This is a genomic window from Arthrobacter sp. Bz4, assembly GCF_003075455.1.
Taxonomy (GTDB): Bacteria; Actinomycetota; Actinomycetes; order Actinomycetales; family Micrococcaceae; genus Arthrobacter_D.
Genome location: NZ_QDAE01000018.1, coordinates 14,319 through 32,576, shown reverse-complemented (window position 1 = coordinate 32,576; position 18,258 = coordinate 14,319). Strand labels below are relative to the sequence as shown.

Annotated in this window: 16 protein-coding genes and 2 pseudogenes; 7 read left to right on the top strand and 11 right to left on the bottom strand. The window is 63.8% G+C overall.

The window, feature by feature from the left end; genetic code table 11:
• Window positions 1-12: 12 nt before the first annotated feature.
• The 6 genes and pseudogenes from DDA93_RS12705 to DDA93_RS12680 all read right to left on the bottom strand — a co-directional run bounded on the left by DDA93_RS12705 (window position 13) and on the right by DDA93_RS12680 (window position 6,276).
• Window positions 13-288, bottom strand: coding sequence for an HPr family phosphocarrier protein (locus tag DDA93_RS12705; protein WP_024477181.1), 276 nt, complete (start codon window positions 286-288; stop codon window positions 13-15).
• Window positions 289-312: 24 nt separating this feature from the next.
• Complete coding sequence (gene ptsP / locus DDA93_RS12700) at window positions 313-2,010, bottom strand: phosphoenolpyruvate--protein phosphotransferase (protein ID WP_026041220.1); 1,698 nt, start codon at window positions 2,008-2,010, stop codon at window positions 313-315.
• 23 nt (window positions 2,011-2,033) lie between these two features.
• Entirely contained in the window at window positions 2,034-4,103 is a 2,070-nt protein-coding gene (locus DDA93_RS12695; RefSeq protein ID WP_019483948.1) for a fructose-specific PTS transporter subunit EIIC, read from the bottom strand.
• Entirely contained in the window at window positions 4,091-5,113 is a 1,023-nt protein-coding gene (locus DDA93_RS12690; RefSeq protein WP_019483947.1) for a 1-phosphofructokinase family hexose kinase, read from the bottom strand. Before DDA93_RS12690 ends, DDA93_RS12695 begins: the two co-directional genes overlap by 13 nt.
• Window positions 5,110-5,876, bottom strand: a pseudogene (locus tag DDA93_RS12685) (DeoR/GlpR family DNA-binding transcription regulator). Before DDA93_RS12685 ends, DDA93_RS12690 begins: the two are co-directional and overlap by 4 nt.
• 145 nt (window positions 5,877-6,021) lie before the next feature.
• On the bottom strand, window positions 6,022-6,276 hold the full coding sequence (locus DDA93_RS12680; protein ID WP_019483945.1) for a DUF6458 family protein: 255 nt from the start codon (window positions 6,274-6,276) through the stop codon (window positions 6,022-6,024).
• A 373-nt stretch (window positions 6,277-6,649) separates the two neighbouring features.
• Here DDA93_RS12680 and DDA93_RS12675 point away from each other — a divergent pair, with 373 nt between their 5' ends.
• Together DDA93_RS12675 and DDA93_RS12670 are read left to right on the top strand one after the other, a co-directional pair.
• Window positions 6,650-6,916 (top strand): GlsB/YeaQ/YmgE family stress response membrane protein, encoded by a 267-nt coding sequence (locus DDA93_RS12675; protein ID WP_019483943.1) that lies wholly within the window; start codon window positions 6,650-6,652, stop codon window positions 6,914-6,916.
• A gap of 113 nt (window positions 6,917-7,029) precedes the next feature.
• Window positions 7,030-7,779 (top strand): hypothetical protein, encoded by a 750-nt coding sequence (locus DDA93_RS12670; protein WP_019483942.1) that lies wholly within the window; start codon window positions 7,030-7,032, stop codon window positions 7,777-7,779.
• A gap of 37 nt (window positions 7,780-7,816) precedes the next feature.
• Here DDA93_RS12670 and DDA93_RS12665 read toward each other — a convergent pair whose 3' ends face one another.
• Window positions 7,817-9,022 carry a DUF445 domain-containing protein gene (locus tag DDA93_RS12665; RefSeq protein WP_083850972.1) on the bottom strand — a complete coding sequence of 402 codons (1,206 nt, stop codon included), beginning with the start codon at window positions 9,020-9,022 and terminating at the stop codon, window positions 7,817-7,819.
• A 194-nt stretch (window positions 9,023-9,216) separates the two neighbouring features.
• Between DDA93_RS12665 and DDA93_RS12660 the strand changes: the two genes are divergently transcribed.
• Both DDA93_RS12660 and DDA93_RS12655 read left to right on the top strand, forming a co-directional pair.
• Window positions 9,217-10,089 (top strand): glycerophosphodiester phosphodiesterase family protein, encoded by an 873-nt coding sequence (locus DDA93_RS12660; RefSeq protein ID WP_019483940.1) that lies wholly within the window; start codon window positions 9,217-9,219, stop codon window positions 10,087-10,089.
• Window positions 10,090-10,154: 65 nt separating this feature from the next.
• Entirely contained in the window at window positions 10,155-11,954 is a 1,800-nt protein-coding gene (locus DDA93_RS12655) for a glycoside hydrolase family 15 protein (protein WP_019483939.1), read from the top strand.
• A gap of 108 nt (window positions 11,955-12,062) precedes the next feature.
• Here DDA93_RS12655 and DDA93_RS16850 read toward each other — a convergent pair whose 3' ends face one another.
• On the bottom strand, window positions 12,063-12,671 hold the full coding sequence (locus DDA93_RS16850; RefSeq protein WP_243400623.1) for a zinc-binding dehydrogenase: 609 nt from the start codon (window positions 12,669-12,671) through the stop codon (window positions 12,063-12,065).
• A 204-nt stretch (window positions 12,672-12,875) separates the two neighbouring features.
• Window positions 12,876-13,237, bottom strand: a pseudogene (locus tag DDA93_RS16845) (alcohol dehydrogenase catalytic domain-containing protein); the annotation flags it as partial.
• 111 nt (window positions 13,238-13,348) lie between these two features.
• Here DDA93_RS16845 and DDA93_RS12645 point away from each other — a divergent pair.
• Window positions 13,349-14,071 carry an AzlC family ABC transporter permease gene (locus tag DDA93_RS12645; protein ID WP_024477018.1) on the top strand — a complete coding sequence of 241 codons (723 nt, stop codon included), beginning with the start codon at window positions 13,349-13,351 and terminating at the stop codon, window positions 14,069-14,071.
• On the top strand, window positions 14,068-14,379 hold the full coding sequence (locus DDA93_RS12640; RefSeq protein WP_019483936.1) for an AzlD domain-containing protein: 312 nt from the start codon (window positions 14,068-14,070) through the stop codon (window positions 14,377-14,379). The genes DDA93_RS12645 and DDA93_RS12640 overlap by 4 nt, the downstream gene beginning before the upstream one ends.
• Before the next feature lie 13 nt (window positions 14,380-14,392).
• Here the strand turns inward: DDA93_RS12640 and DDA93_RS12635 are convergent, their stop codons facing one another.
• The gene (locus DDA93_RS12635) at window positions 14,393-15,529 is read right to left on the bottom strand and encodes an acetate kinase (protein ID WP_019483935.1); all 1,137 of its coding nucleotides are present in this window, start codon (window positions 15,527-15,529) and stop codon (window positions 14,393-14,395) included.
• A gap of 130 nt (window positions 15,530-15,659) precedes the next feature.
• On the opposite strand from DDA93_RS12635, the gene DDA93_RS12630 reads away from it, so the two are divergent.
• Entirely contained in the window at window positions 15,660-16,049 is a 390-nt protein-coding gene (locus tag DDA93_RS12630) for a nuclear transport factor 2 family protein (protein WP_019483934.1), read from the top strand.
• Window positions 16,050-16,092: 43 nt separating this feature from the next.
• Here DDA93_RS12630 and pta read toward each other — a convergent pair whose 3' ends face one another.
• Entirely contained in the window at window positions 16,093-18,171 is a 2,079-nt protein-coding gene (gene pta, locus DDA93_RS12625) for a phosphate acetyltransferase (RefSeq protein ID WP_024477019.1), read from the bottom strand.
• Window positions 18,172-18,258 lie beyond the last annotated feature (87 nt).

Here is an 18,258-nt window from a genome sequence, read left to right as displayed (position 1 = left end):
GCGTAAATCCGCCTAGGCGTCGTGGTCTGTCTCCAGGATCTGCGCCAGGCCCTCGAGGGCCTCCTCGGCACCGTCGCCGTCTGCACGAAGGACGACGACGTCGCCGTGGGAGGCCCCGAGGCCCATCAGCGACAGGATGCTTGACGCATCCATCGCATCTTCAGCTGGTTCACCCTCCATGGCGATGGTGACTTCCAGTGGGAGCTCACCTGCCGCCTCAGCGAAGATTGCTGCGGGCCTTGCGTGCAGGCCGACACGGCTCGCGACTGTGGCTTTGCGTTCTGACATAGGGTTCCTCCTTGGTTGGGGCGCTTACTGGCCCAGGGTTTCCAGAATGGGGAGCCGTTCACGGACGGCGGTGCGTCCGAGGTCGGCTGTTGGAGCGGCGAGGGCTAGCGCCGCCAGCTCCTGGGCTTCGGTGCGGGTCACTGAGGCGAGAACCGCAGCGACGGTGGGGAGCGATCGGGCTGACATGGAGAGAGTCTGAACTCCCAATCCCACCAGCACGACGGCGAGGGCGGGGTCAGCTGCAGCCTCGCCACACACCCCCACCGGCTTCGCGTCCGCCGTGCCTGCGGCTGCCGATTCGGCGCCGGCGACCGTGAGTTTGATCAGCTGCAGCACGGCAGGCTGCCAGGAGTCGTTGAGGGTGGCCAACTGTCCCAGCTGCCGGTCGGCGGCCATCGTGTACTGGGTGAGGTCATTCGTTCCCAGCGAGGCGAACCCCACATGCTGCAGGATGGCTTCGGAAGTCAGCGCAGCCGAGGGTACTTCGACCATCACGCCGGGCTGGTCGAGGCCCTCGGCCAGGCACATTTCACCGAAGGATTTCGCCTCGGCGGCAGTTGAGATCATCGGTGCCATCACCCATACCTCCGCCTTCGTGTCGGCGGCGGCCCGGGCGATCGCCTGAAGCTGGCGGGTCAGCACGCCGGGGCTGACGGATCCGGTCCGGTATCCCCTCACTCCCAGCGCAGGGTTGGGCTCCGAGGCGTCGGTGAGGAACGGTAGCGGTTTGTCAGCGCCCGCGTCGAGTGTTCTGACCACCACCTTGCGGCCCGGGAACGCGTCGAACACCTCCCGGTACGCTGACGCCTGCTCTTCGCCGCTGGGCTCGGTCTCACGATCCAGGAAGCAGAACTCGGTACGGAGCAGGCCTACACCTTCGGCCCCAGCAGCTGCTGCAGCGCGAGCATCCTTGCCGGATCCAACGTTCGCCAGTAGCGGCACCAGGTGTCCGTCGGCGGTGGCACCCGTCCCATTGAACGTCCCGAGTGCGGCGGCCTGTTCGACCCAGCGGTCCGCCGCGGCGCGCTCGTCGTCGCCGGGGTCGGTGATGATGGTGCCAGCCGCCCCGTCGACGTACACACTTGTCCCTGCCTCGATGGTGTCGGCGCCGGTTGCGGCCACCACTGCCGGGAGGCCCAGCGCGCGGGCAAGGATCGCGGTGTGGGACTGAGGGCCGCCGCTGCTGGTGATCAGAGCCAGCACCTGGCTGGAGTCGAGGGTTGCCGTGTCCGCCGGAGCAAGGTCCTCTGCCGCGAGGATGAAGGGTTGCTCGGAGGTCGGAACGCCCGGTGCCGGAAGCCCGCGGAGTTCGGCCACCAGCCTCGCCCGCACGTCGTGAACGTCCTGGGTCCGTTCGGCCATGTAGCCGCCGAGACTGAGCAGCATCTCGGCAACAGCCGAACCGGCTTCCCAGACGGCACGTTCGGCTGAGGTGCCGGCAGCGATGAGTTTGGCCGCCGATTTCAGGAGCATCGGATCGGCGGCCATCATTGCTGTCGCCTCCAGCACTGCACTTGCGTCCTTCGTCGCGGCATCGGCGCGCCGCTTCAACTCGGCCTGGACGGCCTTGGAGGCCGTCTTCAGCCGTGTGGTCTCCGCCTCGGCGCTCGTGTCCGAACCCCACCGCTCGTCTGCGTGTGGTTCCCTTGCACTGGCAGGCATCTGTAGGACAGGCCCGATCACTCGGCCAGGGCTAACCCCGACTCCGGTTAGTTTCGTCATTGAAGTACCCTCCCGGGTTTCGGTTAGGCGGCGACCGTCTCGATGACGGGGGTGTCTTCGGTCTTCCGCGTGGCGAAGCGCTTCAGAGCCACCACAGTGAGAGCCGAAATGATGGTGCCCGCAATGATAGCCAACACAAACATAGCGACATTCCCGATGGCAAAGAAGACGAAGATGCCGCCGTGAGGTGCCTGAGAGGTGACACCGGAGCCCATTACGATGGCTCCGGTCACCGCCGAGCCGAGCATGCTGGCGGGAATGACACGCAATGGGTCGACCGCTGCGAACGGAATCGCACCTTCGGAGATGAAGGCCGCACCCAACAACCAGGCTGCCTTGCCGTTCTCCCGCTCGGCCACTGAGAAGCGGCGGCGGTCCAGGACGGTGGCGAGTGCCATGGCCAGGGGTGGGACCATGCCGGCTGCCATTACAGCGGCCATGATCTGCCACGGCGCCTGGTTGGCGACGGCTCCCGCTCCGAGACCGGCGACGGCGAATGAGTAGGCGACCTTGTTGATTGGTCCGCCCAGGTCGATGGCCATCATGAGTCCCAGGATTACCCCAAGGAGGACCGCTGCCGCGCCGGTCATGCCGGAAAGCCAGTCGTTCAAAGCGTTGGTCAGCGAGGCGATTGGTCCGCCGAGAACCAGGATCATCAAACCTGAAGCCGCGATAGAGGCGAGTAGCGGAATGATGACCACCGGCATCAGGCTTCGGAGCCAGCGTGGCACCTTGATCCGTCCGATCATCATGGCGACGTAGCCCGCCAGCAGACCGCCGACGATGCCGCCCAGGAACCCGGCGCCCATAAAGCCTGCCACTGCGCCAGCGACAAAGCCCGGTGCGATACCTGGCCGGTCCGCCAGTGCGTAGGCAATGTAACCAGCGAGGGCCGGGATCAGGAAGCCCATCGACAGGGCTCCGATCTTGAAGAAAACCGCGCCGAGGAAGACCGCAAGGCCCTCTGGTGGCAGGTTGAGCAGGGTGTACTGGGCGAGCATCGCGTCGCCGTTACCCACGCCCTCATCATTCGACAGCGCGATTTCGTAGCCGGCGAGGAGGAAGCCAAGTGCAATCAGGAGACCGCCACCTGCAACAAAGGGGATCATGTAGCTGACGCCGGTGAGGAGTGCCCGCTTGAGTTGACGCCCCACACCCTCGCCGCCGCCGCCGTCGTCGGTCTGCTGTGACTCGGAGTCGGTTGACCCCTGCACGCGTCGTGCGTTGGGGTTGTCAGCGGCAGCGAGCGCCTCGTCGACCATGACACCGGGTTCGTCGATGCCGCGCTTGACCGGTGAGGTGATAACTGGCTTCCCGGCGAAACGGTTCCTGTCCCGCACGTCGACGTCGACAGCGAAGATCACCGCATCGGCAGCCGCGATCACCTCCGGCGGGAGGGGTGTGGCGCCAGAGGAACCCTGGGTTTCGACCTGAAGATCGACCCCGCGCTCCTTGGCTGCGGCGACCAGGGAATCGGCGGCCATATAGGTGTGGGCAATGCCGGTGGGGCACGCGGTTACGGCGACGAGCCGGCGAGGTGCCGATGGTGGGGTGCCGGTGGGCGCCGCGGTTGATTCTCCGGGAGTGCTTCCTGATGCCGCTGTGGACAGTGCGTCGGCGGGCTGGGCGCTCTTGCGAGGACCGGCGTCGAGGGCACCCTGAACAAGGTCAACGATGTCCTGGGGCGTTGCCGCGGCGCGAAGGGCCGCAGTGAAATCTTTTTTGATCAGCGATCGCGCCAGTTTGGAGAGCAGCTGCAGGTGTTCCTGGTCAGCGCCGTCGGGGGCCGCGATGAAGAACACGAGATCGGCGGGGCCGTCCTTGGCGCCGAAGTCTACGGCGGGGTTAAGCCTGGCCATTGCGAGGGTGGGCTCGGTGACCGAGGTTGACCGGCAGTGGGGGATAGCGATGCCGCCCGGTATACCCGTGGCGGTCTTCTCTTCCCGGGCCAGTGCATCGGCGTAAAGTCCGTCAGCGCCGGTTGCCCTGCCGGTGGCAGCAACCTGATCCGCGAGTCGGCGGATCACCTGCTGACGGTCAGAACCCAAATCCTGATCCAGTGTGACCAGGTCGGTGGTTATCAGCTGTGCCATTGATCTTCCTCCTTTGGAAGTGGTGCATTGAGCGGTGTGTCGGTTGGTGCGTTGTGGAGGGGAAGCCGCCGGGTGGTGACGGCCTCCGGAGTCGTTTGATTGAGAGCTGGAACTGTTGAACCGGGCAGCGCAGCGGCGGCTGATCCGTGGGCCACCGCCTGGCGGAGGCTCTGCTCGGGCGTTCCGCCAGCAGTGTGTGCCAGGAGGTAGCCGGCAAGGGCCGAGTCACCCGCCCCGACGGTGGACCGCGCGGCGACCGGTGGGTGAGTCGCTTCCCATGCCTCAGCGGCGGTCACCAGAAGGGCGCCCCGTGCTCCGAGTGTCGCGAGGACAGTGCCGACTCCTGCGCCCACCAAAGCTGCCGCAGCTGAGGCGGCGAGGGTGGAGTCGGCCTCAAGGGCGTCGCCGTCGGCCACGCCGCTCAGTTCGGCAAGCTCTTCGGCGTTTGGTTTCAGCAGATCCGGCAAAACGTTTGCCGCAAGGGTGTCGATGAGGGGCGCACCGGAGGAATCGACAGCGATCAGTGGTGGGTTGTCGGGGTAGCGCGCCCTGACCGCCTGGATCACTGTCGCGTAGAACGTGGTCGGGACTCCCGGCGGGAGCGAACCGGCCAGAACCAGCCAGGCAGCGCCGGAGCATTCAGAGACCACCGTTTCCAGCAGGTGGGCAAGCTCGGTCGATCCGAGGGCCGGCCCGGGCTCATTGATTTTGGTGGTGGTGCCGTCAGGTTCCGTGAGGGTGATGTTGCTGCGCAGTGGGGTGCCGATCGGTACGTTCCGGAACGGTACGCCAGCGGCGCGGAGGCCTGCGAGCACCGGGTCGTCGGGATCTCCAGGGAGCACAGCTGTCGACGCCACGCCTGAGGCATTGAGGGCGCGGCAGACGTTGACGCCTTTGCCCCCGGATTCCTGATGCGCGTTGGTGGCACGCTGCACGCCACCGCGCATCAGTTCATCGGCAAGTTCAACAGTCCGATCGAGGCTGGGATTTACCGTCAGGGTGATGATCACGCGACCACCACCTCTACGTCAGCGTCGGCCAGAGCTGCGGCCAGGACGGAGGGGGGTGTCCGGTCGGTAACCAGGGTGTCAATGTCGGTCAGGGAAGCGAAGCCGACGAGAGTTTCCTGCTCCAGTTTCGACGCGTCCACCACCGCGATGACGCGGCGCGCCGACCTGACTATGGCGGTTTTGACTGCAGCTTCGTCGGGGTCGGGTGTGCTCAGTCCAAAGGTCGAGTGAACGCCGTTCGCCCCGATGAAGGCGATATCGGGGCGGTAGCCGTGAAAACGATCGATGGTGTGGCTCCCGACAGCGGCGCTCGTGAGGCCCCGCACCCTCCCGCCGACCAGTTCAAGGTGCAGATTGGAGGACGCAATCGACTGAGCGATGGGAACGGCGTGGGTGATGACCACGAGGCCGGCTCTGGCCTCGTGTGCCAACAGTTCGGCGAGGTGACCGGTAGTGGTGCCAGCATCGAGGACTATTGATCCGGCGTCGGGAATCATGGCGAGGGCGGCCTTGGCGATGCGTGCCTTTTCGTTCTGATGTTGGCCTGCGCGGCTGTTTAGGCTCAATTCACTGGTGCTGCTGTAGCCACCTGTGACCGCGCCCCCATGGACCCGGCGCAACACCCCAGCATCTTCGAGCAGTGCCAGGTCGCGCCGGACTGTCTCCCTGGTGATGTTAAAGCGTTCAGCTAGTTCGGCGACGCTGACGCGCCTTCGGCTAGGGCGATTGTGGCGATCTTGCTATGGCGTTCTTCGGCGAACACTGCGGCCTCCTTGCGGCGGTGACTACCATCACAATAAATGTCTGATTGAGTGACTATATCTGTGTTTATCTTTGTTTGTCAATCATTTTTTGGCAGAAAAAAGCGCCATCGGCCGGGCCGGTGGCGCTTCTCTCGGCGGGTACTGTTAGATGCCGCCGTCGCGTGTTTCGTTTCGGGTGACTGTCTCGCCTGTGTTGGGGTCCTGGACTGAACGGGATTCAGTGACCCGACGCTGACTGCGGGGTGCGTTCATTACGAGTGAAATAATGAGCCCAAGCACTCCGACACCCATCAGGATGTAGCCCACCAGAGTGAGGTCGATGAAGTCCACGACGTCAGCGACTGCGAAAGCAAGAATTGCACCCAGTGCAATAAGTACGATTGAAGAACCGATTCTCATTTGGTCTACTACTCCTTCGATAAAGGGCATCCCGCGACGAATTGGCCAGCGGGGGTGAAACTGGTGAACAGTTGGCTTTTCGGCCTTAACGTAGTGATCAGCTTACTGTTGTTCCGGTTTATGCTCGTTAACTAGCGGATTAGCGGCCGTCGCGCCGTGCCAGCTGGCGAGTCAAGTGTTATCAAATCAACACCGGCGTGGCCTATTGAAAGATGGTGCACAGGGGGTTTAATGAACTCAGCACCGCTTTAATTGAAAGCTAAGCACGCTGATGAAGTAGGATGGTTGGAAGCTTGTGTAGGGACATCCTGCATTACAGCACTTTTGTTATACGTATCACTCGTAGACAAGACTCGATCACAAGGAGTACTTCATGGGTTTCTTCGCATTCCTTCTTCTAGGCCTTATCGCTGGCGCAATCGCCAAGCTCATCCTTCCCGGTCGCCAGGGTGGCGGATGGATCATCACACTCGTACTGGGTGTAGTTGGTGCCCTGCTCGGCGGCTTCATCGGCAGCGCGCTGTTCGGTGCTGACATGAACGAATTCTTCTCGCTTGAGTCATGGCTTCTCGCTATCGGCGGTGCGCTGATCGTGCTGGTTGTTTACGGCGCCATCACCGGCCGCAAGTCACGCGCGTAATTTAGACGCTGCACAACAAAGCGCCGTCGGGGAAACCCGGCGGCGTTTTTTGTCGCAATGTATTTCGGGCCTTATGTTCCGCGTTAACCGCTTTCAAGTGAAGGAAACCAGCCATGAAACTGCCTAATCTCAATCCGGCATCCAGGATGGCCAATGGGGCGCTCTTCGACAAGGAGGGAAAACCGAAACCGGGCATCCAGCGCACCATTGAGCGAGCCATCGAGGTGCAACGGCCTCTCGTGTTGGCAAATCTGCGCCGGATGTATGCAAAGAATCCGCAGGCCACTGCAGCTGAGATAAGCGCTGACCTTGAACGCCATTATCTGGCAGTCATCACCGTCACCGGCGCAGCGGTGGGAGCAACCGCAGTGGTGCCCGCCGTCGGCACAATTGCATCTTTGGGTCTTTCAGCTGCGGCAACCGTCGGCTTTCTTGAAGCCACGGCGTTGTACGCCCAATCCATTGCCGAACTTCACGGCGTCCAGACTGGAGATCCGGAGCGGGCGCGGACCCTCGTGATGGCCATCCTCATGGGCGAGGAGGGCCTCGCGCTGATTCAGTCGGTGCTCCGCGGCTCGGGCAGTGGAGCGTCAGAGCACTGGGGGACGGTCCTGGGAGGAAGCGTGTCCTCACCGATTGCGCGTACCATCGGCCACAGCATCCGGAGACGCTTCGTACGTAAAATGCTGGCCAAGCAGGGCGGCGCTCTGCTGGGTAGGGCTCTCCCCTTCGGTATTGGGGCTGTCGTCGGTGGAGCCGGTAACCACATGATGGGACGGGCGGTGATTACCGCAACCGCTCAGGCTTTCGGCCCCGCACCCAGTGTGGTCCCAGGCGAGCTCCTGAAGGACCTGGATAGCTGACCAGGGGTAGCCGCTCCGTGTGCTGACCCGTGCCGGGTTACCCGAAGACGGCGTGGGCGACGCTGAAGATCAGCAGGCCCGCCAGGGAACCGACCACGGTGCCGTTGATCCTGATGAACTGCAGGTCCTTTCCAATCTGCAGTTCGATCTTCTGTGAGGTCTCGACCGCGTCCCAGCGGCCAACGGTCTCGGTGATGATTGCCGCAATGTCGCTGCGGTAGGTGCGCACCAGATAGCCCGCCCCATCGGCAATCCACCGGTCAACCTTTCCAGCCAGCTCCGCGTCCGTGGACAACCGGCGACCGAAGTCCCGGACCGCTGTCTTGAAATTGCGGGTCAGCTCGCTATCGGAGTCGTCGACAGCTTCCATCAGGGCCTTTTTGATGGTGGTCCAGGTGCGAGCCGCCAGATCGCGCACCTGGGGGTCGCCCAACACCTGCGCCTTGATGCCTTCGGCCTTGGCGATTACCACCGGGTCGTGCTGCAGGTCCTGAGCCAGGTCCTTGAGATATTTATCCAGGGCCAGCCGCACATCATGGTTGGGGTTGGTCTGAACAGCACGCATAAACTTGGTCAGCTCCACGTACACCTTGTCCCCCACGAGGCCGTCCACGAACTGGGGCACCCAGGTGGGGGATCGCTGCGAAACCAGGCCTGAGACGAGGTCATAGTTGGTGTCCACCCAGTCGGCGGCACGGTCCACCAGGAGGTCCACCAGCTGATGGTGATGGCCGTCCTCGAAGATCCGCTCGGCAATTTTCCCTGCCGGCGGCCCCCAGGGTGGCGTGAGCAGGTGTTTCCGGACCATCGACTCGATCACGGATTGCACCGCATCGTCGTCGAGCACGGTGAACGCGCCCCGAATCAAGGCTGCTCCCTCAACGGCTACCCGATCCGCGCCTCCGGGAGTGGCCAGCCACGCACCTGCCTTCTGCGCGATTCCCACCGATGCCAATTTTTGTTGCACCACCGTCTCGGAGAGGAAGTTATCCTCGACAAATTGGCCCAGTGACGCCCCAATCTGGTCCTTCTTGCGAGGGATGATGGCTGTGTGGGGGATTTTGACGCCCATTGGATGTTTGAAGAGTGCGGTCACAGCGAACCAGTCCGCCAGGGCGCCGACCATGCCGCCTTCAGCAGCGGCGCGTACATACTGCAACCAGGGATACTGGTCCTGCAGTGCAAACGCGACAATGAAGATCAGCGCCATGACACCGAGCAGCCCGGTGGCAACCACTTTCATGCGCCGCAGCCCGGCGGCCCGTTCTGCGTCAGTGCCGGCTAGGTGAGAGCTCAAGGATCCTCCGGGGGTTACGGTGCCCCAGGCGGGTGCATCCGTCTGAGCCAGTAAAGCAGCGTATGGCCGGGTAAGTCACGCCGGGCTGGCCAATTTCGCGTACGGTATCAGGTAGATGCTGGTTGCCGACGGGATGGGGCGTGGTGTACACAATTTTCGCCCACCGCGGCGCCAGCCACCAGTTCGCCGAACATACCCGCGCCGCTTACCTCCAGGCGCTCGCTGAGGGAACCGACGGCGTCGAATGCGATATCCACATGACGCGTGATCAGCAGCTGGTATGTATTCATGATTCCACCCTCGACAGGACCTCAAGCGGAACCGGTGACGTTGCGGACCATACGCTGCGGGAACTGCGGGATCTCGATTTTGCGTCGTGGAAGGGTGCCACCATCCCCCCTCAATATGGGGGGATCGCCGACCAGTTCCTCTCGCTGGGGGACCTGTTGGACCTGCTGTTGGCGGCGGACCGGGACGTCTCCCTTGCCATCGAACTCAAGCACCCCAGCCCCTTTGGGCTCAAACTCGAAGAGAAGCTGATCACCTTTTTGATGCAACAGGGGTGGGATCCGGTTAGTTCAACTCTCGCCAACGTGAGTATCAGCTTCATGAGCTTCAACCCCGACTCCGTGAGGCACCTGCTCGAGAAGGTGCCATCGCATATCGTCTGCCAGCTGGTCTCCGACGTGCGGCCCATCGAATTGCGGGCTGAGCTGCATCTGGGTGCGCTGACCGCGGCCGCGGTTATCGGGCTGCTCCGCCGGGCGCTCAACGACGGAGAGCGGAACATTGATTCGCACTCGGCGGGCATGGCGGGCCCCGGGATTGACTACGTGAGGACGCATCCAGCCAGAGTGCGCCGCTGGCTGGCCGAGGGGATCCGGCTACGTGTGTGGACGGTCGACGACGCCGACGACGTCGAACTCATGCGTGAATTGGGCATCCAGGAAATCACCACCAACCGTCCCGCGGCGGTCCGTGCACAACTGGATGGCACGCGCCCGCAGCCATGACGCGAGCCGCGATAGTGGCCGCCAGGATCAGGGGAGTCCGGAGGCGAATGTGATTGAGTTGAATCATGCAATCTCCGATCGAAGACTACTCACTCGTTTCCGACATGCACACTGGCGCGCTGATTTCCAAGACCGGGAGCGTGGATTGGCTGTGCTTCCCCCGGTTTGATTCTGATTCTTTGTTCTCCGCGCTGCTGGGCGAGCAGGACCACGGTCGATGGGCGATCGCTCCCGCCCCCGGTGCGGGCTCCGCCGAGGTCGTGGAGTGGCGCTACATTGACTCCACCTTTGTGATGGCGACCCGCTGGCACACCGACGCCGGGGACGTCCAGGTCACCGACTTCATGCCGGTCGGCGACCGCCGCGCGTCCTTGGTGCGGAGGATTCAAGGGCTGAGCGGCACTGTGCCGATGCGCCAGGAACTGGTGGTCCGCTTCGGCTACGGCAAGATCCTCCCCTGGGTCAGCAGGCAAACCGATGAAAGCGGCGAGGCCATCTCGGCGATTGCGGGCCCCGACGCCCTGGCGCTGCGCGGTGAGCACCTGCCGCACGCCTCCCACCGCCGACACGAAGGCGAGTTCACTGTTGCCGCAGGAGAAACCGTCGACCTCGAACTTGTCTGGTATCCCTCCTACCGGCCCATGCCCGAGCCCATCAACGTCGATATCGCTCTCCGGGAAACGATTGATTACTGGGCCGGTTGGGCCGCCAGCTTTGAGCAGCAGGGGGAGTACGATCCCATCGTCAAACGCTCGCTGCTCGTCCTGCGAGCACTGACACACGAGGACACCGGCGGGATTGTGGCCGCCCCCACCACCTCGCTGCCCGAGCACTTCGGCGGCGCCCGGAACTGGGACTACCGCTTCTGCTGGCTGCGCGACGCGGCGCTCACTCTTGAGGCGATGATGACCCACGGGTACCAGGAGGAGGCGCTGGAATGGCGCAACTGGCTGCTGCGTGCCGTCGCCGGCGACCCGGAGGACCTGCAGATCATGTACGGCGTTGGTGGGGAGCGCGAGCTGCCGGAGAAGATCCTCCATCACCTGCCCGGCTACGAAGCGTCCACCCCGGTCCGGGTTGGCAATGGGGCCGTCGACCAGTACCAGGCAGACGTCGTCGGCGAGGTCATGGTGGTGCTGGAGAAGCTCCGTAACAGGGGAGTGCTGGAGGACAGCTTTTCCTGGCCCCTGCAGCGCGCCCTGCTGAGCTTCGCCGAGAACCATTTCGACGATCCCGATCACGGCATCTGGGAGATGCGCGGTGAGCTGAAGTACTTCACCCATTCCCGGGTGATGATGTGGGCCGCCTTCGATCGCGGAGTGCGAGCCGTCCGTGAGCATGGGCTTGAAGGCCACGCAGAACGCTGGGCGGAACTTCGTGACCGGCTTCGCGAAAACATCCTGGAAAAGGGTTTCGACACCACTATCAACTCCTTCACTCAGACCTACGGCAGCCCCGAGGTTGACGCTTCCCTGCTGCAACTCCCGCAGGTTGGCTTCCTGGACTACGACGATCCCCGGATGCTCGGTACCGTGGCCCGATTGGAGAAAGAGCTGGCCAACGAACAAGGGCTGCTGCTGAGGTACCGCACCGAAGCCGGTATGGACGGACTGGAACCGGGCGAACACCCCTTCCTCGCCTGCTCCTTCTGGCTGGTGGAACAGTACGCCAGGTCCGGCAGGATTGACGATGCCAAGCGGCTGATGAACCAGTTGGTGGGCTATGCCAACGGCCTGGGCCTGCTCGCCGAGGAATACGACACCGACAGTTTACGGATGGCTGGCAATTACCCGCAGGCCTTCTCGCACCTGGCCTTGGTGCGTGCCGCCGATGCCATTCATGGGGTGCACAGCGGCTCGCTCTAGGGCGTCCATCGCCGAAATCTCCACGAAAAAGTGCCGGCCCCGCAGGTTCGCTGTTGCGTAACAGCGGCTCTGCGGGGCCGGCACTTTTCTGCGCCAGACGGCCTCTAACTAGGGGCGGATGATCACCTTGATGCAGCCGTCCTGCTTCTTCTGGAACTTCTCGTAGGCGGCTGGCGCCTCGTCGATGCCGATGGTGTGGGTCATCAGATCCATCACACCCAGCGGATCGGAGGGGTCCTCGACGATGGGCAGCAGTTCGTCGGTCCAGTTGCGCACGTTGCATTGCCCCATGCGGGTCTGGATCTGCTTGTCGAACATGTTCAGCAGGGGCATGGGGCTTGCTGTTCCGCCGTAGACGCCGCTGAGGGAGATGGTTCCGCCGCGGCGCACCGAGTCAATCGCAGCGTGCAGGACCGTGAGACGGTCGACCCCGGCGGTTTCCATTGCCTTCTTGGCGAGGGCTTCCGGGAGCATGTTGACCGCGTTCTGGGCAAAGGCGCCCAGTGGGGAGTCGTGGGATTCCATGCCGACGGCGTCCACTACCGCGTCCGGGCCGCGCCCGTCGGTCATTTCCCGCAGCTCGTCGCCGATATCTTTCGTGAAGTCGAGGGTCTCAATGCCGTGGCGTTCAGCCATCGCACGTCGTTCCGCGACAGGCTCGACGGCGATGACCCGCTGTCCGAAATGGCGTCCGATCCGTGCGGCGAACTGCCCCACCGGCCCGAGACCGAAGACGGCGAGGGTGCCGCCGTCGGGCACGTCAGCGTACTTCACGCCCTGCCATGCAGTGGGGAGGATGTCAGAGAGGTACAGGTACCGCTCGTCAGGTAGTTCGTGGCCGACCTTGACCGACCCGTAGTCGGCGTGGGGGACGCGCAGGAATTCCGCCTGGCCACCGGGCACCGAACCGTAGAGTTCGGAGAAGCCGAGCAGGCTGGCCCCGGAACCCTGTTCGCGGACCTGAGTGGTTTCACACTGCGACTGCAGCCCGCGGACACACATCCAGCAGTGACCACAGGAAATGTTGAACGGGATCACGACGCGGTCTCCAGGGCGCAGGTTGGTAACGGCGCTACCAACCTCCTGGACTATCCCATTGGCTCGTGACCCAACACATCGTTCTTGTGCATGTAGGGGGTCAACACTTCGTACAAGTGCAGGTCGGACCCGCAGATTGCCGAGGAGGTGATGCGGACGATCGCGTCGGTGGGTTCCTGGATGACGGGATCCGGGACTTGTTCAACGCTGACGGTGCGACGGCCTTGCCATGTTACTGCCTTCATGATGCACACTCCAGTTGGTAGTAAGTAAGCTGACTATCTTTAGTATTGCTCTGATTGACCCGGATTGAAAGCCAAGTGGCCGATTGCCCGCCGGAGCCCTACGCTGACTTGGTGAAATATCTGCAGTCGCCCGCCGTTCGGGTTGGTCTCTCAATCTCGGTCGCCACGGGGCTGTACGGGCTTTCTTTTGGTGCGCTGTCAGTCACCTCGGGCTTCGACATCTGGCAGACCATGGCCTTGAGCCTGCTGCTGTTCAGCGGCGGCTCGCAATTTGCCTTCATCGGGGTGGTGGGAGGCGGCGGCACCGGGGCCGCGGCGATGACTGCCGCCTCGCTGCTGGGAATCCGTAATGCGGTGTATGGCATGCAAATGAACGCGCTGGTGCGGCCCACCGGCTGGCGACGGTTCGTGGCCGCGCAGGTCACCGTCGACGAGTCGGCAGCTACCGCGAGCGGGCAGACCGATCCGGACGAACGACGACGGGGGTTCTGGAGCGCGGGAATCGGTGTGTTCGTGTTGTGGAACATGTTCACCGTCGCCGGTGCGCTGCTCGGCGGCGCGCTGGGCGACCCGGCGCGCTGGGGCCTCGATGGTGCAGCAGTCGCCGCATTCCTGGGCCTGCTCTGGCCGCGGCTCCGAACCAGGGAGCCGGCCGCCATCGCTGTGGTCTGCGCGCTGGTCACGGTAGCGGTCGTCCCCGTGGTTGCCCCCGGGCTGCCCATCCTGATTGCCGCCGCGGTGGCCGGCGCAATCGGCTGGTTTGGTCATGGACGCCCGGATGAAGGTATGGAACCCGACATTGACCCCTACGCGGAGGAGAGAGAGCACCGATGAACCTGTGGTTCTGGATACTGCTGGCCTGCGCGCTTGCGTTTCTCACCAAACTCGCTGGCTATCTGGTTCCGGCCCGGTGGATGGATAACCCGCGGATGTCCCGGGTTGCCGGCACCCTGACCATTGGGCTCCTCGCATCGCTCACGGCCGTCAACACGTTCGCCTCGGGGCAGCAACTGGCCCTCGATGCCAGGATTGTGGCCTTGGCCGCTGCCGCGGTTGCGCTGCTGTTGCGCGCGCCATTCCTCGTGGTTGTTGTTGCCGGTGCAGTGGCGGCGGCGTTGGCGCGGCTTGCTGGGATGCCCTGAACCGGCGACGAGGTCAGCGTCCGACGACGACGGCGGCGGTCGCCTCCGCGATTGCTGCCTCTTCGTCGGTGGGCACAACGAGCACGGGGAACGCAGACTCCTCCGTGCTGATCTGGCGGAGGGCCGAGCTCTTCTTACGGTTCTCGGCGTCGTCGAGGTGGACGTTGAGCGCGCCCAATCTGTTGACCACGCGCTCGCGGAACTGCCAGGAGTTCTCGCCGATGCCGGCGGTGAACACCAGCGCCTGGGCGCCGCCGACGGCCACATGATATCCGCCGATGTACTTGGCGAGGCGGTAAGACGCGAGGTCAAGGGCTAGCTCGGCCCTGACCTCCCCGGCAGCCGCTGACTCCACGACTGAACGCATGTCGTTCTGCCCGGTCAACCCTTTCAGGCCGGATTCGCGGTTGAGGAGCTGGTCGAGATCATCGGCCGAGTAGCCTTCCCTGCTCAGGAACAGCAGGATCGATGGGTCGATGTCGCCGGAGCGGGTCCCCATCACCAGGCCCTCCAACGGTGTGAACCCCATGGAGGTGTCGATGCTGGCTCCCGACCTGACTGCGGTGATGGAAGCACCATTGCCCAGGTGGGCAATGATTCCGGTGAACTCGGAGGGCGCCAACCCCAGCAGGGCGGCTGCGTGGTGGGCGACATAGCCAATTGAGGTGCCGTGGAAACCATAGCGGCGGATCCCGAACCTGGTGTACAGCTCGTCGGGGACTGCATACCGCCAGGCTGGTTCGGGCAGGGTGCGGTGGAAGGCCGTATCAAAAACCGCGACCTGCGGCATGTTGGGCCATTTGGCGGTTATCGCCCGGATGCCCTGAACGTTTGCCGGATTGTGGAGGGGCGCCAAGGGGCTGAGGCGTTCAATGGATCTCGTGATCTCGTTGTCCACCAGGACCGGTTCGCTGAACCGTTCGCCGCCGTGCACCACCCGGTGGCCGACGGCGTCAATGCCCTGTCCCTGCAGCGCTACTTCAACATCGGCCGTCACCCGGTCAAGTGCCTCCTGGTGGTCGGCTGGACCGCCGTGGGTGGGATCGCCGATCCGCTCCACGGTGCCTTCGGCTAACCGTTCGCCGGATCCGGTGTCGCGTACCTGATACTTCAGCGATGATGAGCCCGAGTTGATGACAAGAATGATCATGGTGCCTCCTGCCTGAAACTCTACTGGAGGCTGCTGACGTCGTGCGGTGGCGTCCTTCAGCAGGCGACTGGCGCACCAGCAACAACCCATTTCCGATGTAGGTGGATGGCAAGTCGAGTAGCATCGGCGTATGGAAGCTACCGAGGTGGTCCGGCGGTATTGGTCGGCGGTGTGGAGCCGGGACTGGAACGCTGTTGGACGAACACTTGCCGACAACGTGGAGGTCTTCTGGCCCGTCACGCGCGAAATCATCCGTGGCAAGGACAACCTAGTTGCGGTGAATTCAGAGCATCCGAACGGCTGGAGCATTGACGTGTTAAATGTTTACGACGCTGGCGACGTCGTCGTGTCCGAGGTACAGGTGCCTCAGGAGGACGTTGGCATCTTCCGTGTTGTCTCGATTTGGACCGTCGCCGACGGCGTTATCACTTCAGGCCGCGAATACTGGACCCTCTACGGCGGGGAGGAAGGCCGCGACTGGCGGCGCAAATACAGCACCGTTGGCGACATTCCCTCCTGAGATCAGCGTCCGGTAAGCCGAACCAGTCGATCGCCTTTGCCAATCACTCTCCGGTGTCCTGCGCCTGGACGGCGGTGATTGCCACAGTGTTGACGATATCTTCAACGGTGCAGCCGCGGGAAAGGTCATTGACCGGCTTCCGGAGGCCCTGCAGCACCGGCCCCACAGCCACGGCGCCCGCCGACTGCTGGACTGCCTTGTACGTGTTGTTGCCCGTGTTGAGGTCGGGGAAGATGAAGACGGTAGCCTGACCGGCGACCGATGATCCGGGAAGCTTCGACTTCGCGACCGAGGCGTCGACGGCGGCGTCGTACTGGATCGGGCCCTCCACCGGAAGCTCTGGCCGCAATTCCCGCACCAGCTCAGTGGCTCGGCGTACTTCGTCCACTGCGCCGCCTGAACCTGATTCGCCGGTCGAGTAGGAAAGCATGGCCACCCGTGGATCCACGCCGAACTGCTCAGCGGTCTCCGCCGAGGCCACCGCAATATCGGCGAGCTGCTCGTCGTTGGGATTGGGGTTGACGGCGCAGTCGCCGTAGACCAGTACGCGGTCGCTCAGTAGCATCAAGAAGACCGAGGACACGATCTTTACACCCTCCTTGGTCTTCACGAACTCCAGCGCCGGCCGAATGGTGTTGGCGGTGGTGTGCGCCGCCCCAGAGACCATGCCATCCACTTTCCCGAGCTGCACCATCATGGTTCCGAAGTATGCGCCTTCGAGCATACGTTCCCGGGCATTTTCGATGGACACGCCCTTGTGGGACCGTAGCCGCACGTACTCGGCGGCGAACTCTTCGCGCAAATCGGACGTGGCCGGATCAACGAGGGTGAGCCCGGACAGGTCGATGCCCTGCCCCGCCGCGAGCTCGCGGATCTTCGTCTCTGGCCCGAGAATGGTCAGATCGCAGACGTCCCGGCGGTGCAGGATCTCGGCGGCCCGAAGGATCCTCAGGTCCTCCCCCTCGGGGAGAACGATGTGGCGACGCTGGGACCGTGCCCGCTCGATCAGGTCGTGTAGGAACCGCAGCGGCGTCATGGTGAGCGCCCGGGGGAGTTCAAGCCGCTCAAGAAGCTCCTTCTCATCGACCTGGCGGGCCCAGGCGCCGAGGGCCGCCGCCGCCTTGCGCTTCAACCCGGTCGCAATTTCCCCGCGCACCTCACTGACCCGCCGTGCTGCGGTGTAGGTGTCATCGTCGAGTGTAAAAACGGGGAAGGGCGCTTGCGCCAGCAGGGAAAGGATCGTGGAATCAGGGGCGAGACCACCGGTGAGGATCAGACCGGAGGGCACGGGGAATTCCGGTGAGAAGGAGGACGCAAGGGTTGCCACCATGACGTCGGCCCGATCTCCGGGGACGATCACCAGGGCCCCGTCGGTGAGCTTATGAAGAAAGTTTCCGACGTTCATAGCGGCGACCTTGATCGACGCGACGTCCCGTTCAAGGGTGGGGCTACCCGCAATCTGCCGGGCCCCGAGCGCGCGGGCTACCTCGCCGACGGTGGGCCGGGAAATCTCCGCAAGTTCCGGAATGACATACACGGGACGCCCGGACCGCCCGGGGCGGACCTGCGAGCTGATCTCAGCGACGGCGTCGTCCGCCGCCCGGTTGACCATCATGGCCAGCAGCGAAACCTGCGCGGCGTCCAGTTCGCGGCGGGCGACGTCGACGGCGTCGGCCGCTTCGGACACGGACATCTCCTTGGCGTTCACAACCGCCAGCACCATGGCGCCGAGATTGTTGGCGAGCCGAGCGTTCAGGTCGAACTCGAGCGGGGCGTCGTGCCCGCTGAGGTCGGTGCCTTCGACGATGATGACGTCGCAGTCCCGCGCGATCTCGCTGTAAATAGCGACGCACCGGGTGTCGATTTCTTCCCGCTGGCCTTTGACCAGGAGGGCCCGCGCCTCGGTGCGGGTGAGACCGCCGCGGGCGCGTGCCGGCGGAAGATCGAATGAGCGCTGCATCAGGTTGACCATCGGGTCCGCTTCCACGTCATCGCCTTCAACGATGGGCCTGAAGAACCCGACCCGGTCCGAATGCCGGTGGAGCATGTCCGCCAACCCCAGAGAGATGAGGGACTTACCTGAGCCTTCAGTCATGGCACTGACATATATTCCGCGAGTCATTGCCCCATCCTGCCAAACGGTGGACGACCTAGCCATGACGGCGGGCACATCCGGAGATTTTATCTCGCTGGCTCAGCACCAATCTTG

Excerpts from the sequence above, each read along its gene's own strand:
- DDA93_RS12640 (WP_019483936.1), top strand. The coding sequence starts at position 14,068 with ATGAACCTGTGGTTCTGGATACTGCTGGCCTGCGCGCTTGCGTTTCTC.
- DDA93_RS12630 (WP_019483934.1), top strand. The coding sequence starts at position 15,660 with ATGGAAGCTACCGAGGTGGTCCGGCGGTATTGGTCGGCGGTGTGGAGC.
- DDA93_RS12665 (WP_083850972.1), bottom strand. The coding sequence starts at position 9,022 with ATGAAAGTGGTTGCCACCGGGCTGCTCGGTGTCATGGCGCTGATCTTC.
- DDA93_RS12675 (WP_019483943.1), top strand. The coding sequence starts at position 6,650 with ATGGGTTTCTTCGCATTCCTTCTTCTAGGCCTTATCGCTGGCGCAATC.
- DDA93_RS12670 (WP_019483942.1), top strand. The coding sequence starts at position 7,030 with ATGAAACTGCCTAATCTCAATCCGGCATCCAGGATGGCCAATGGGGCG.
- DDA93_RS12705 (WP_024477181.1), bottom strand. The coding sequence starts at position 288 with ATGTCAGAACGCAAAGCCACAGTCGCGAGCCGTGTCGGCCTGCACGCA.
- DDA93_RS12655 (WP_019483939.1), top strand. The coding sequence starts at position 10,155 with ATGCAATCTCCGATCGAAGACTACTCACTCGTTTCCGACATGCACACT.
- ptsP (WP_026041220.1), bottom strand. The coding sequence starts at position 2,010 with ATGACGAAACTAACCGGAGTCGGGGTTAGCCCTGGCCGAGTGATCGGG.
- DDA93_RS12680 (WP_019483945.1), bottom strand. The coding sequence starts at position 6,276 with ATGAGAATCGGTTCTTCAATCGTACTTATTGCACTGGGTGCAATTCTT.
- DDA93_RS12635 (WP_019483935.1), bottom strand. The coding sequence starts at position 15,529 with ATGATCATTCTTGTCATCAACTCGGGCTCATCATCGCTGAAGTATCAG.
- DDA93_RS12695 (WP_019483948.1), bottom strand. The coding sequence starts at position 4,103 with ATGGCACAGCTGATAACCACCGACCTGGTCACACTGGATCAGGATTTG.
- pta (WP_024477019.1), bottom strand. The coding sequence starts at position 18,171 with ATGACTCGCGGAATATATGTCAGTGCCATGACTGAAGGCTCAGGTAAG.